Source organism: Pseudomonas sp. IT-P44 (genome assembly GCF_949768225.1).
Lineage (GTDB): Bacteria > Pseudomonadota > Gammaproteobacteria > Pseudomonadales > Pseudomonadaceae > Aquipseudomonas > Aquipseudomonas migulae.
The window spans coordinates 1-14425 of sequence record NZ_CATKQM010000009.1 but is presented as its reverse complement, the minus strand read 5'-3'; the positions used below and the strand labels follow the sequence as shown (position 1 = coordinate 14425).

General features: G+C 61.6%; 10 protein-coding genes. 4 read left to right on the top strand and 6 right to left on the bottom strand.

Translation table 11 applies throughout. The features are described 5' to 3' along the window. Nucleotides 1–82: 82 nt before the first annotated feature. The 4 genes from ACM6IO_RS04665 to ACM6IO_RS04650 form a co-directional block, all read right to left on the bottom strand. Nucleotides 83–1753 (bottom strand): bifunctional protein-serine/threonine kinase/phosphatase, encoded by a 1671-nt coding sequence (locus tag ACM6IO_RS04665; protein ID WP_008037772.1) that lies wholly within the window; start codon nt 1751–1753, stop codon nt 83–85. Between the two features lie 7 nt (nt 1754–1760). Next, the gene (locus ACM6IO_RS04660) at nt 1761–2972 is read right to left on the bottom strand and encodes a nitrate/nitrite transporter (protein WP_008027395.1); all 1212 of its coding nucleotides are present in this window, start codon (nt 2970–2972) and stop codon (nt 1761–1763) included. Nucleotides 2973–3287: 315 nt separating this feature from the next. Beyond that, nucleotides 3288–3863, bottom strand: coding sequence for an ANTAR domain-containing response regulator (locus ACM6IO_RS04655; protein WP_008027390.1), 576 nt, complete (start codon nt 3861–3863; stop codon nt 3288–3290). A gap of 15 nt (nt 3864–3878) precedes the next feature. Continuing rightward, nucleotides 3879–5090: a CmpA/NrtA family ABC transporter substrate-binding protein gene (locus tag ACM6IO_RS04650; RefSeq protein WP_414911038.1), complete on the bottom strand. Its 1212-nt coding sequence runs from the start codon at nt 5088–5090 to the stop codon at nt 3879–3881. Between the two features lie 229 nt (nt 5091–5319). On the opposite strand from ACM6IO_RS04650, the gene ACM6IO_RS04645 reads away from it, so the two are divergent. Further along, nucleotides 5320–6339 (top strand): quinone-dependent dihydroorotate dehydrogenase, encoded by a 1020-nt coding sequence (locus ACM6IO_RS04645; RefSeq protein ID WP_032832392.1) that lies wholly within the window; start codon nt 5320–5322, stop codon nt 6337–6339. Nucleotides 6340–6582: 243 nt separating this feature from the next. On the opposite strand, the gene rmf is transcribed toward ACM6IO_RS04645, so the two are convergent. Further along, nucleotides 6583–6798 (bottom strand): ribosome modulation factor, encoded by a 216-nt coding sequence (gene rmf / locus ACM6IO_RS04640; protein WP_003223300.1) that lies wholly within the window; start codon nt 6796–6798, stop codon nt 6583–6585. A 531-nt stretch (nt 6799–7329) separates the two neighbouring features. Here rmf and rlmKL point away from each other — a divergent pair. Continuing rightward, the gene (rlmKL, locus tag ACM6IO_RS04635; RefSeq protein ID WP_414911037.1) at nt 7330–9600 is read left to right on the top strand and encodes a bifunctional 23S rRNA (guanine(2069)-N(7))-methyltransferase RlmK/23S rRNA (guanine(2445)-N(2))-methyltransferase RlmL; all 2271 of its coding nucleotides are present in this window, start codon (nt 7330–7332) and stop codon (nt 9598–9600) included. Between the two features lie 143 nt (nt 9601–9743). Then, nucleotides 9744–12134 (top strand): diguanylate cyclase, encoded by a 2391-nt coding sequence (locus tag ACM6IO_RS04630; RefSeq protein ID WP_414911036.1) that lies wholly within the window; start codon nt 9744–9746, stop codon nt 12132–12134. Nucleotides 12135–12261: 127 nt separating this feature from the next. On the opposite strand, the gene dacB is transcribed toward ACM6IO_RS04630, so the two are convergent. Further along, complete coding sequence (gene dacB, locus ACM6IO_RS04625) at nt 12262–13722, bottom strand: D-alanyl-D-alanine carboxypeptidase/D-alanyl-D-alanine-endopeptidase (protein ID WP_414911035.1); 1461 nt, start codon at nt 13720–13722, stop codon at nt 12262–12264. 234 nt (nt 13723–13956) lie between these two features. Here dacB and ACM6IO_RS04620 point away from each other — a divergent pair, with 234 nt between their 5' ends. Then, nucleotides 13957–14301, top strand: coding sequence for a YggL family protein (locus ACM6IO_RS04620; protein WP_008027379.1), 345 nt, complete (start codon nt 13957–13959; stop codon nt 14299–14301). Nucleotides 14302–14425: the final 124 nt, after the last annotated feature.

The following is a 14425-nucleotide window of genomic DNA, read 5'->3' as shown; positions in this document are numbered from 1 at the left end:
TCGCGAGCAAGCTCGGCTCCTACAGGTCGATCAACCCGCAACCTGTAGGGGCCGAGCTTGCTCGCGAAAGGCGCGACTCGGTCTAGCCGCGAAACAGCAAAACCAGCAGCACCACATTCACCAGCAGCGCCACCAACGCCAACGTCCGCCAGACCTTCACTGGCTCGCGCTCCAGCAGCGGCCGGGGCCGTACGCTCAAACTGCGTCGTTCACCCTGTTCCAGCACCAATAACCATTCTTCCGCGGTTTCGAATCGCTCCGCCGGGTCCGCCGCCACCGCGCGCTCCAGGCTTTGTGCGATCCACTCGGGCAGGTCCGGGCGGTAGCGACTGGCGCTGACCGGTACACCAAACCGTGGACGCTGGAACGCTTCGATTTCGCCGTAGGGATAATGCCCGGTGAGCAGGAAATACAAGGTCACGCCGGCCGCATACAGATCCTGTTGCGGGCTCGGCGCGTCACCGCGAAAAGCTTCCGGCGCAATGTAACTGGGTGTTCCGGGCAGGGTTGATGCCTGATCTTCAGACAGACCAGGGCAGTAGGCCAGGCCGAAATCCAGCAGCCGCAGTTCGCCGTCATCCCCCAGCAGCAGATTCTCCGGTTTGATGTCGCGATGCAGAATCTGCCGTCGATGCAACATCCCGACCGCCCGCAGCAAACGTTCCGCCAGATCCTGCCATTGGGCCAGCGGCAGCGTTGTGGTTCGCTCAGCCAGTTGCGCCAAAGTCGAGCCGGAATATTCACGCATCACGTAGTACAAATGCTGACGCTGGCTGGCGGCATGGACTTCAGGGAAATGCCGGCCGGCCACGCGCTTGAGAAACCATTCCTCCGACAGCAAGGCTTGCCCGGCCAGGTGATCGTCGCGCAACGCGCCGGGCAGGGTTTTCAGCAGCCAGGGTTGTTGCTGTGCGTCGCGCACCCGATAGAGCAGCGACTGCTGGCTCTGGCCGAGTATTCCTTCGACGTGCCAGCCCTCAAACGTCTGGCCTGGTTTCAGCGCTGGCGGCAGTGGCCATTGTTGCACATGAATCAACGCATCGCCGATGCTCGTTTCACCGAGGGCATCGACCCGCACCAATAACGCGCTGGCGTTGTCCTGACTGCCCGCCAGATGCGCCGCATTCACCAGGGTCTGCGCGGCGCTGTGCAGATCCGGTTGATCGCGCAGGATCGCCGCAATCGCGGTGTCGCCCAGCACAGCCCAGATGCCGTCGCTGAGCAGCACGAAATGCTCATTCAGCCGCAATTCGCCATCGAGAAAATCCAGCACCAGATGCTGATCGAGGCCGAGCGCCCGTTTGAGCACATGCTGCATGCCCGGTTGATCCCAGACGTGGTCCTCCGTGACCCGCTGCAATTGATCGGCGTGCCAGCGATAAACCCTGCAGTCACCGACATGCGCCAAGGTAAAACGCCTGCCGCGCACGACCAAGGCACTGACCGTGGTCAACAGCGGTTGCCCACCGCCATTGGCCTGCAACCAGCGATTTTGCGCCAGCAGCAAACGATCCAGTGCCTGGGCGACACCCCAGGTTTCCGGGGTGGCGTAGTAGTCCAGCGCCAGCGCCTGCAAGGTCGAACGTGCCGCGAGGCCGCCATCGGCGCACTGGCTGACGCCGTCGGCGATGGCGAACAGGTAACCCTTGCTCGCCGCCAGCGCCGGGGCCGGCGTCACCAGGCGCAGGGCGTCCTGGTTCTCCTCGCGCGGACCGATGGCGCTGGCTTCGGCAAAACTCAGTTGCAGGCTCATTCAGCCCTCACACCCGCGCAGCAGTGACGGCCGCCGAACCCCAAGTGGTTCTCCAGCGACGCTTCACGCCGTGCAGACCGAACCAGGCGAGGACGCCGAGGCTGGCGAACAACCACAGCGCCAGTTGATAACTGCCGGTGCTTTGCTTGATCGCGCCCATGCCCGCCGCGAGGGCGAAGCCGCCGATACCACCGGCCATGCCGATCAAACCGGTCATCACACCGATCTCGCGACGAAAACGTTGCGGGACCAATTGGAAAACCGCGCCGTTACCGGCACCCAGGCCGAGCATCGTGCAGACGAAAAGTGCCAGCGCCGCGTAGGAACTCGGCAAGTTGAAACCCACCGCCGCAATGCAGATCGCCGCCACCGTGTACATCGCCAGCAGTGTGCGAATCCCGCCGAAGCGGTCGGCCAGTGCGCCGCCCAGAGGACGCATCAAACTGCCGCCAAACACGCAGGCCGCCGTGTAGTAACCGGCAGTCACCGGGCTCAGGCCGTATTGGTCGTTGAAGTAGCCGGGCAGGGCGCTGGCCAGGCCGATGAAGCCGCCAAAGGTCACGCTGTAGAAAAACATGAACCACCAGCTGTCGCGGTCACCCAAGGCTTTGAAGTAGTCGGACACCGACTTGGCTTTCGGCCGCTCAGGGGCGTTTTTGGCCAGCCAGGCGAAGACGATGATGGTCAGGATCAGCGGGATCAGCGCGAAGCCGAACACGTTGCTCCAGCCGAACGCGGCGGCCAGCACCGGAGCGATCAGCGCGGCCAGCACGGTGCCCGAGTTACCGGCCCCGGCGATGCCCATGGCCTTGCCTTGATGCTGCGGCGGATACCACTGCGATGCCAGCGGCAGGGCCACGGCGAACGACGCGCCCGCCATGCCGAGGAACAAGCCCAGCAGCAGCGCTTGTTCGTAACTTTGGATGCCGTGCTTCCAGGCGACGAACAGGGCGCAGATGACGATCACCTGGCCGATCAGCCCGGCGGTTTTTGGCGACAGGCGATCCGCCAGCATGCCCATGATAAAGCGCAGTACGGCCCCGGCCAGAATCGGCGTGGCCACCACCAGCCCGCGTTGTTGGGTGGTCAGGTGCAGGTCGGCGGCAATCTGCACCGCCAGAGGGCCGAGCAGGTACCAGACCATGAAACTCAGGTCGAAATAGAGGAAGGCCGCGAACAGGGTCGGGGTATGGCCGGATTTCCAGAAGCTTGAATTCATCGCGCACCTCAGCTGTGAGTCGTCTCGAGAAGGAGTCATGAGCTTGCAGGTGGGGGGCCGCAACGGCCGCACCACCGGCCCCGGTCTGTGGGGCCAAAACAAAAAAACGCCGCCACCCGATTCGCCATGGGCAAATGAGGTGAGCGACGTCTTTGTCGTAGGTGGGGCAACCGCCGTTGGTTACCTGTAGTGATTGCTTAGCGAGATTTGTGCCAACAGTCCGAGATCGAGTCGAGCCCTTCGCGGGCAAGCCTCGCTCCTACAGTTCGAACGCAATTCTTCTGTAGGAGCGAGGCTTGCCCGCGAAGGCGTCCTTCAGCCGAGCAACTCACTCATCGCAATGATCTGCTCCGCCACCTGAATCAGCTTCTGCTGCCGGCTCATGGCCTGGCGGCGCATCAGTGTGTAGGCCTCTTCCTCGTTGCAGTCCTTCATCTTCATCAGCAGCCCCTTGGCCAGCTCGATGCGCTTGCGCTCGGCCAGTTGCTGGTCGCGGGCGTGCAGTTGCGCGCGCAGGGCCTGGTCGCTTTCGAAGCGTGCCATGGCCACGTCGAGAATCGGCTGCAAGCGTTGTGCGTGGATGCCTTCGACGATGTAGGCGCTGACCCCGGACTTGATCGCCTGGCGCATCACGTCGGGGTCATGTTCGTCGGTAAACATCACAATCGGCCGTGGCTGGTCTCGACTTACCAGCACCACTTGCTCCATCACATCGCGGCTCGGTGACTCGGTATCGATCAAAATCACATCCGGACGCACCGTTTCGACGCGCGCGGGCAGGTCGATGGTCAGGCCGGACTCGTCGATGACCTCGAATCCGGCTTCGGTCAGGGCAGCCTTCAAGCGGCCGACTTTCTTCGCGGTGTCGTTGATCAGCAGGATACGCAGCATGTTCGTAGTCTCCTGTCAGCGGCTGGCGAGTAGGGGCGAGCTGTCGCTCATGGCGTGCAGTTTGAAGCTGCGGGCATACCCGGCCGGGTCCGAGCCGTCCCAGATTTTGCCGTCGATCAACTGGCTGCTGCGCATTTCCCTGGCCGAAGAATCGACACCGACCGCGCTGGCGGCCTCTCGATACAAGTCTAGTTGCTGGACCTGACGGGCCACGGCGAGGTAGTCCGGGTCGTCGCGCAGCAAACCCCAGCGGCGGAACTGGGTCATGAACCACATACCATCGGACAGATAAGGCTGATTGACCTCGCCGGCGCCATGGAAGCGCAGCGCGTGCAGGTCTTGCCAGCGGTTGCCGAGGCCGTCGGCGTAGTCGCCGAGCAGGCGCGGTTCGATGCAGTCGAGCGGCGCGTCCAGGTATTGGGGGGCGCTCAGCAACTGCGCGGTGCTGCGGCGATTCTCGACGCTTTCTTCAATGAAGCGGCTGGCCTCCAGAATCGCCTTCACCAGCGCCCGGGCGGTGTTGGGGTATTGCTCGACGAAGGCGCGGGTGCAGCCGAGGACTTTTTCCGGATGATCGGGCCAGATGGTCTGGGTCGTTGCCATGGTGAAGCCGAGATTGTGTTTCACGGCGCTGGCGGACCACGGTTCACCGACGCAGAAACCGTCGATTCGCCCGGCTTGCAGGTGCGCGACCATTTGCGGCGGCGGCACCACCACACTGTCGACGTCATGCAGCGGATGAATGCCCTGGCTCGCCAGCCAGTAATACAGCCACATGGCGTGGGTGCCGGTCGGAAAAGTCTGGGCGAAGGTGAGTTTTGGGCGAGTTTGGTGCACGTGGCGGTCCAGTGCTTCAGGACCGGTCACGCCCAACGCCTGCAAGCCGTGGGAAAGGTTGATGCTCTGGCCGTTCTGGTTCAGGCCCATGAGCACCGCCATCTCGGTCGGCGCCACGCCGCCGATGCCCAGGTGCACGGCGTAGATCAAACCGTACAGGCTGTGGGCGGCATCGAGTTCGCCGCTGACCAGTTTGTCCCGCAGGTTGGCCCAGGAAGACTGGCGCTTGAGATTCAAGGTCAGGCCGTAGGGCTGGGCGAAGCCCTGAGTGGCGGCGACCACCACCGAGGCGCAATCGCTCAAGGCCATGAAACCGAGGTTGATGTCGGTCTTTTCCGGGGCATCGCTGCCGTTGACCCAGGCCAGTGGGCCCGCTGTGGTTTCATTCATGGCAAAACACCTTCCAAAAAAAACGTCGTCCCAGGCCTTCGCGCAAGCAAAGCCGGGTGACGACGCCATTGTCCTTCCACTCATCCCGTCGTTGGCATGAGTGCTGATGCCTGTGTTGGTGCAAGGCATATGCCATCGCTTGCTGATTTTGTCGCGCGCCTCGCTTGCGACCCCGATGCCCGGCTATAATCGCCGCCTCATTTCGCCGCCATTCGAGTCAACGCCGCCCATGTACACCCTGGCCCGTCAGCTGTTGTTCAAACTTTCCCCGGAAACCTCCCACGATCTGTCCCTGGACCTGATCGGCGCGGGCGGGCGTTTGGGCCTCAACGGCTTGCTGTGCAAGGCCCCGGCAAAAATGCCGGTGAGCGTCATGGGCCTGGACTTCCCGAACCCGGTGGGTCTGGCGGCCGGTCTGGACAAGAACGGCGCGGCCATCGACGGTTTTGCCCAGTTGGGTTTTGGTTTTGTCGAAATCGGCACCATCACGCCGCGTCCGCAGCCGGGCAATCCGAAACCACGGATTTTCCGTTTGCCGGAAGCTGAAGCGATCATCAACCGCATGGGCTTCAACAACCTCGGCGTCGATCACCTGCTGGCCCGCGTGGCTGCGGCCAAGTACAAGGGCGTGCTGGGCATCAACATCGGCAAGAACTTCGATACCCCGGTCGAGCGCGCGGTCGACGACTACCTGATCTGCCTGGACAAGGTCTATGCCCACGCCAGCTATGTGACGGTCAACGTCAGCTCGCCGAACACCCCGGGCCTGCGCAGCCTGCAGTTCGGTGATTCGCTCAAGCAATTGCTGGCTGACCTGGCGACTCGTCGTGCCGAGCTGGCGTTGCGTCACGGTAAACATGTTCCGTTGGCGATCAAGATCGCACCGGACATGACCGACGAAGAAACCGCGCAAGTCGCTCAAGCGCTGATCGAAACCGGGATGGACGCGGTGATCGCCACCAACACCACTCTGAGCCGCGTTGGCGTCGAAGGCATGGAATACGGTGACGAGGCGGGCGGTCTGTCCGGGGCGCCGGTTCGTGACAAGAGCACCCACACCGTGAAGGTGCTGGCGGCCGAGTTGGCGGGTCGTTTGCCGATCATCGCCGTGGGCGGCATCACCGAAGGCAAGCATGCCGCCGAGAAAATCGCGGCGGGTGCGAGCCTGGTGCAGCTCTATTCCGGCTTCATCTACAAAGGCCCGGCGCTGATTCGCGAGTCCGTGGACGCCATCGCCGCCCTGCGCTAAACCCTGTAGGGCTGGCTCGCCGCCTTGCGTAAATCCTGTAGGAGCATGGCTTGCCAGCGAAGGCGTCCTCAAAATCGCCTTCGCCGGCAAGCCGTGCTCCTACAGGGGGCGTGTTTGGCCAAACTGCAGGCATAAAAAAGGGCCCCTTGAAGGAGCCCCTGGGCCGAAGCCCGCCGCCCGGATGGGGCGTGCGTGGTAAGTCGTTACGTAATCAGGTTGTCGTGTCGGAGTGTGTGCCCTGTGTTAGCCGACGGCGTGAAGTTCGTTGAGTCTATGGATTCCCGCAGTGCCGGTCATACCGTCCCAGTTGTCGCCGCGTCCTTCTCGCCAGCCGTTAATCCAGGCTTGGCGTACTGACGGTAGAGTAAATGGGCAAAGCTCACGGGATTTGCCACCAACGCCATATTGATATCCGCGCAAAAATGCTCTTTCCAACGGATCACGCTTAAGTCTTCTCATAGGGTGTTGCCCTCACTTGTTGACTGTATGTATCGCGTTGACCTCAATCGAGGTCTGGCAGAAATGTCTGCCGTTGGGGGGCTCGCTGCCGGCGTGGCGAGCCAAGGTGTTGACGTCCGTTGTGGCGCCAACCTGTATTGAGTTCTAACCAATGCGTCACATCGAGGGAATGATCGTTTTGTCATAAGGACGTAACCATAAAGATGCTATGGCCATAAGTAACACGATGTTTGTCCCGTGTTTATTAGCCAAAGCCCTGTATGATCGGCCCCCCGCAGGATGATGGGGTTAATCCTTTAGTGAGAATGCCTCGCGTTGGTCTCGGGCATTATTCGACGAAGGGTCGAGTTATGACATTTTGTTGCATCAACTTTTTTATCTGCCCGTGCATCTAAGCTCTTCTAACCTGAGCAGCACGGGTGGGACGGCACACCTTCGTGCCACGCGGGCGCTCTTTTAGAAAAGCGCCTGATTGAAAACCGGGCCGGCAATGCGTTGTCGGTTCACTTAGCCAAAGGCTCTGAAATTCCAATGTCCGATCAATTCGAAATCTTCCTCACTTGCCCCAAAGGCCTCGAAGGCCTGCTCATCGAGGAAGCCGTCGGGCTTGGCCTTGAAGAAGCGCGTGAGCACACCTCTGCCGTGCGCGGCATGGCGACCATGGAAACCGCTTATCGCCTGTGCCTGTGGTCGCGTCTGGCGAACCGGGTGCTGCTGGTGCTCAAGCGTTTCCCGATGAAGGACGCCGAAGACCTGTATCACGGCGTGCTCGATATCGAGTGGCAAGACCACATGCTCAACGACGGCACCCTGGCCGTCGAGTTCAGCGGTCACGGTTCGGGCATCGATAACACGCACTTCGGCGCCCTGAAAGTCAAAGACGCCATCGTCGACAAACTGCGTACCCCGCAGGGCGACCGTCCGTCCATCGACAAACTCAACCCGGACCTGCGCATTCACCTGCGCCTGGACCGTGGCGAAGCGATCCTGTCCCTCGACCTCTCCGGCCACAGCTTGCACCAGCGTGGCTATCGCCTGCAGCAAGGCGCGGCGCCGCTGAAGGAAAACCTCGCGGCCGCCATCCTGATCCGTTCCGGCTGGCCGCGCATTGCTGCCGACGGCGGCGCGCTGGCTGACCCGATGTGCGGTGTCGGTACGTTCCTCGTCGAAGCGGCGATGATCGCCGCCGATATGGCACCGAACCTGCGTCGCGAACAGTGGGGTTTCACCGCGTGGCTTGGCCACGTGCCGGCGCTGTGGAAAAAGCTTCACGAAGAAGCCACCGAGCGCGCTGCGGCCGGTCTGGCCAAGCCACCGCTGTGGATTCGTGGCTACGAAGCCGACCCGCGCCTGATTCAACCGGGCCGCAACAACGTCGAGCGTGCCGGCCTGAGCGAGTGGATCAAGATCTACCAGGGTGAAGTCGGCACCTTCGAGCCGCGTCCGGACCAGAACCAGAAAGGCCTGGTGATCTGCAACCCACCGTACGGCGAGCGTCTGGGCGACGAGGCGAGCTTGCTCTACCTCTACCAGAACCTCGGCGAGCGTCTGCGTCAGGCCTGCCTGAACTGGGAAGCGGCGGTGTTCACCGGCGCGCCGGACCTGGGCAAGCGCATGGGCATCCGCAGCCACAAACAGTATTCGTTCTGGAACGGCGCGTTGCCGTGCAAGCTGCTGCTGATCAAGGTCACGCCGGATCAGTTCGTCACCGGCGAGCGTCGCACCCCGGAACAGCGTCAGGTCGAGCGCGAACAGGCGGAATACGATCAGGCGCCAAACGAGCCGCAAGAACGCCAGTACAACAAAAACGGTAACCCGATCAAACCGGCCGCGGCACCCGCCCCGGTGATCGAGCAACCGCGTTTGAGCGAAGGCGGGCAAATGTTTGCCAACCGTCTGCAAAAGAACCTCAAGGCGCTGGGCAAGTGGGTCAAGCGTGAAGGCATCGACTGCTATCGCGTCTACGATGCCGACATGCCGGAATACTCGATGGCCATCGACCTGTATCAGGATTGGGTCCACGTCCAGGAATACGCCGCGCCGAAATCCATCGACCCGGAAAAAGCCTCGGCGCGCATGTTCGATGCTCTGGCAGCGATTCCGCAGGCGTTGAACATCGACAAGAACCGCGTAGTGGTCAAGCGTCGCGAGCGTCAGAGCGGCACCAAGCAGTACGAACGCCAGGCGGCGCAAGGCAAGTTCGTCGAGGTCAACGAAGGTGGCGTGAAGCTGCTGGTCAACCTCATCGACTACCTCGACACCGGGCTGTTCCTCGACCACCGGCCAATGCGCATGCGCATCCAGAAAGAGGCGGCCGGCAAACGTTTCCTCAATCTGTATTGCTACACCGCGACGGCCAGCGTCCATGCAGCCAAGGGCGGCGCACGCAGCACCACCAGCGTCGACTTGTCGAAAACCTACCTCGACTGGGCGCGTCGCAACCTGTCGCTGAACGGTTTCTCCGACAAGAACCGTCTGGAGCAGAGCGACGTGATGGTCTGGCTGGATGCCTGCCGTGACGAGTTCGACCTGATCTTCATCGACCCGCCGACCTTCTCCAACTCCAAGCGCATGGAAGGGATCTTCGACGTGCAGCGAGATCAGGTGCAGTTGATCGACCTGGCCATGGCACGACTGGCGCCGGGTGGCGTGTTGTACTTCTCCAACAACTTCCGCAAGTTCGCGCTCGAGGAAAACCTCACCGAGCGTTACGCGGTCGAGGAGATCACGACCCAGACCATCGATCCGGACTTCGCCCGCAACGGCAAGATCCACCGGGCCTGGAAAATCACTGCGCGTTGACAGTTTTTTGCATTGGATCCACAGAGCCTTGATTTTTAAAGGCTCTTGGCTTCTTTCAGTGCTGGTCAAATTGATGGCTAATAGCTATAACTCATCGCATGGCCAATGGGCTTTTCCGGCACCTGGCGTTTTGAGTTGCCTCTATGTCGTTGCACGCCGTGCGCCCAAAGATCCTGGGTTTTATCAGTGAAGACGTCTCGGCCTGGCTGGTCGCGCTGTTTGTATTGGTCGTCGGCGGGGTTCTCACCGGGTTGCTCGCCTGGTCGACCCTGAATCTGTTTCACCAACAATTACGGCAACGTTTCCAACTGCTGGCCAGTGAACGTTACAGCCGTATCGAAGAACGCTTCGAAGATCAGGAGCAGCGCCTCGATGGCCTGCGCCGGTTCTTTGTCAATTCCGATTCGGTTGCCCGTGAGGAATTCGACGGTTACACCCAACCTTTGCTGCACCGGACTCAGGCCTATTCATTCGCCCTGCGGGTCAGCCGTGCCGAGCGGGCGGAGTTTGAGCGTCGGGTGCGGAAAGAGGGGGTACCCGATTTCAACATTCGTGAGCTCAATGCCGACGGTCAGCTGCAATTGGCGGCGGAGCGCGATGAGTATGTCGCGGTGCTGTACAGCCAGACCCAGAGCAAGCTCGGCTCACCGTTGGGTTACGACCTTGCCGCGCAGCCCCTGCGCCGTGCCACCCTGGACCGGGCGGACCAGCATGGCCAGATGGCGGTGTCGCAGCCGATGCATCTCGTCGCCATCGAGCCGGCTTATGCGCGGGGCGTGTTGTTGGTGGCGCCGGTCATGCCACGCAAAAGTCCAGACACGAAACCTTACGGTTATGTGATGGCGGTGATCAGCATGCGGCAGTTGCTGGCCGATGGCTTGCCTGAAGCGGGCCGCGATTATCTGTCAGTGCGAATCCTCGACCTGTCCATCGACGATCAGCACGAAGTGCTTTACGAATCGCCCAACGGCCCTGCCGTCAGTGAGTTGTCCGCGACCCGGCTGCTGCGGCTGGCCGACCATGACTATCAGGTCGACATCCAGCCCAGCGAGGCCTTCCTGCAAGCCAACCACTCTTCGGTCAGCAGCCTGGTGGTGCTGGGTGGTTTGCTCAGTCTGCTGCTCAGCTCGCTGCTTTATGTGTTGGTCAGTCAGCGGCAACGCGCGCTGAAAATGGTCGAGCAGCGGACCCAGGAGTTGCGCGCCCGAGAGCAGGAGCTGCGCGGTACCCATGGTCAACTGCGTGGCGTATTGAATGCCGCGACCCAGGTGGCGATCATCGCCACCGACCTGCGCGGCGTCATCAGCACGTTCAACGCCGGGGCGGAGCAGATGCTCGGCTACTCAAGCGTGGAAGTGGTGGGGCACATGACCCTGGAAAACCTGCACCTGCCCCGGGAACTTGCCGCGCGTTCGGCCGAGTTGAGTGCACGTTATGGCAAACCGATTCCGACCTGCCAGGCGATGTTGGTCGAGGGCGGCGAGGAGGGCGGTCACGAGGCGCGGGAGTGGACGCTGGTGCGTGGCGATGGCAGCCAGTTGACGGTGAACATGCTGGCGACCCCGGTGCTCGACGAGCAAGGTTTGTGGGTCGGGCACCTGGCGATCTGCATCGACGTCACCGAGCGCAAGCGCGTGTACGAAGCGCTTGCCGCACGGGATTTGCTCTTGAAGAAACTCAGCGCCCATGTGCCCGGCGGGATTTACCAGTTCAAGATGGAATTCGACGGGCGCTTCAGTGTGATCTACGCCAGCGACGGCATCCGCGATATCTACGAACTCGAGCCGGATGTCTTGTTGCTCAACGCCGAAGCGATTTTCACCCGGATTCACCCCCAGGACACCACCCGGGTCCGCGCTTCGATCCGGGCGTCGGCGGACACGCTCAGCCCGTGGCGCGAAGAGTACCGCGTGCAGTTGCCGACGCGGGGGGTGCGCTGGGTCCGTGGCGAAGCGACCCCGGAGGAACTGCCCGGCGGCGGCGTGCTCTGGCATGGCTATATCTCGGACATCTCCGACCTCAAGCGCGTCGAAGAAGAGCTGCGGGCGCTGTCGATCACCGACTCGCTGACCGGGATCCACAACCGGCGCTACTTCCAGGAACGCCTGACCACCGAGATGGTTCGTGTGGAACGCGGTGGCGGCGAGTTGTCGGTGATCATGCTCGACATCGACCATTTCAAGCGCATCAATGACCAGCATGGCCACGCCGTGGGCGATCGGGTGTTGCAGGCGGTGTGCGAGCGCATCGGCAATCGCCTGCGTCGCACCGATGTGTTCTGTCGCCTGGGCGGTGAAGAGTTCATGGTGCTCTGCCCGGACATCGATGGCGAACAAGCCTATGGGCTGGCGCTGGAGTTGTGGCAGGGCTTGCGCAGTTCACCGATCGACGATGTCGGGGTCGTCACAGCGAGTTTCGGCATTGCCAGTTGGCGTGTCGACGAGGGCGCGGATGCGTTGCTGCTGCGGGCGGACTCGGGGGTGTATGCGGCGAAACAGGCGGGACGGGATCGGGTTCAGGGCGAGATGAATTAGCTGCTGGCTGCACGCGATTAATGTGGGAGCGGGCTTGCTCGCGAATGCGGTGTATCAGTCGACATTAATGCCGAATGACACACCGCATTCGCGAGCAAGCCCGCTCCCACATTGGATCTGCGGTGTTTTAGAGAACCGAAGCGGTATCCGGCAGTTTCGGCTGGCGATACAAGTCCAGCAGCACCTGATCCAGCACCGACGATGCGCCAAACGGGGCCTTGTCGTTGAGGATCGCCACCACCGCCCAGGTGTTGCCATTGACGTCGCGGCTGAAGCCGGAGATCGCGCGCACGGTGTTCAGGGTGCCGGTCTTGACGTGGGCTTCGCCGCGCATCGCGGTGGTCTTCAGGCGTTTGCGCATGGTGCCGTCGGTGCCGGCAATCGGCATCGAACTGATGAACTCGGCAGCGTACGGGCTATGCCACGCGGCTTGCAGCATCGCCGCCATTTCACGGGCGCTCACGCGTTCTGCGCGGGACAGGCCGGAACCGTTTTCCATCACCAGGTGCGGCGCGGTAATGCCTTTCTTCGCCAGCCACTGACGTACCACGCGCTGGGCCGCTTTGGCGTCATCGGCGTCGGCGTCGGTGCGGAATTTCTGGCCCAGGCTCAGGAACAGCTGCTGCGCCATGGTGTTGTTGCTGTATTTATTGATGTCGCGGATGACTTCCGCCAGGTCCGGCGAGAAGGCACGAGCCAGGACCTTGGCGTCTTTCGGCGTGGGCGCCAGAACGTCCTTGCCCTGAATGCTGCCGCCCAGTTCCTTCCAGATCGCCCGGACGGCACCGGCGGTGTACGTCGCGTGGTCGAGCAGCGACAGGTAAGTCTGCGAGCTGCAGCCATCGCCCAATTGCCCGCCGACGGTCACGGTGACGCTGCCGTCGGCCTGGGTCACCGGGTTGTAACGCACGCCACCGGTGCATTGCTTGCCGTTGACGGCCTTGACCTGGTTTTCGATGCGGATGCTGGCAATCGGCGGCTCTACCGAGATCAGCACTCGGCCGTTGTCGTTGCGCGCGACGAAGCGCAGGGCCTTGAGGTTGACCAGCAGCGAATCGGGTTTGACCAGGAACGGTTTGTTCTCGTCATTGCCGTCATCGTTGAACTCCGGCAGTTGCGGTTGCACGAAGAAGCCACGATCCAGCACCAGGTCGCCGGTAACTTGCGTCACGCCGTTGGCCCGCAGATCGCGCATCAGCAGCCAGAGTTTTTCCATGTTCAGCTTCGGATCGCCGCCACCCTTGAGGTAGAGGTTGCCGTTGAGAATGCCGCCGCTGAGGGTGCCGTCGGTGTAGAACTCGGTTTTCCACTGGTGGTTCGGGCCGAGCATTTCCAGCGCTGCATAGGTGGTCACCAGTTTCATGGTGGACGCCGGGTTGACCGAGACGTCAGCGTTGAAAATGGTCGGGGTGCCAGGGCCATTGAGCGGGATCATCACCAGCGACAGGGCATTGTCCTGCAGCTTGCTGGCCTTGAGGGCTTTTTCTACGTTGGGCGACAGCGCGGTGTTGATGGTGGCGGCGGAAACGGGGAGGGCCAGCGGGAGAAGAAGACTGGCCAGCAGCAGTGGACGCAAAGATTTGATCATCTGAAATAAAACCCTACAGCCGAGGGGGAAAAAGACGAGGGCATGAAGATAATTTCCCTCAGTGGTCATGAAAGTGTCGGCATTATGCCCCAAGGTGTAGCGGCTTGTGCCGTGCCCGCGCCTTCTAATCCGCTATTTTTTTACCGGCGGTAACGCGTTGCGCCCAGAGAGTCGGGCAATTGGCGGCTTAAACTGCTAAAGTGCCGCCCGTTATTACTTATGAGGATTGTTCCAATGGCGACTAACCGTTCCCAGCGTCTGCGCAAAAAACTGTGCGTCGATGAATTTCAAGAGCTGGGTTTCGAGCTGAACCTGGATTTCAAAGAAGATTTGGCTGATGAAGCCATTGATGCTTTCCTCGACGCGTTCCTGAAAGAAGCCATGGAAGCCAACGGTCTGGGTTATGTTGGCGGCGACGACTTCGGTCTGGTTTGCCTGCAGAAACGTGGCTCGGTGTCCGAAGAGCAGCGTGCAGCTGTTGAAGCCTGGCTCAAAGGCCGCAGCGAACTGACTGAAGTCACCGTCAGCCCGCTGATCGACGTCTGGTACCCGGAAAAGCCGATCAATCCGGTAGCTTGATGTCATAAAAAACGGCGACCCAAGGGTCGCCGTTTTTTTATGCCTGCTTTTTGATGGTGCATGGGTTGGCAGCCATGGCGATCTCGGGAATGCCTTCGCGGGCAAGCCTCCCGCCGACAAGGGC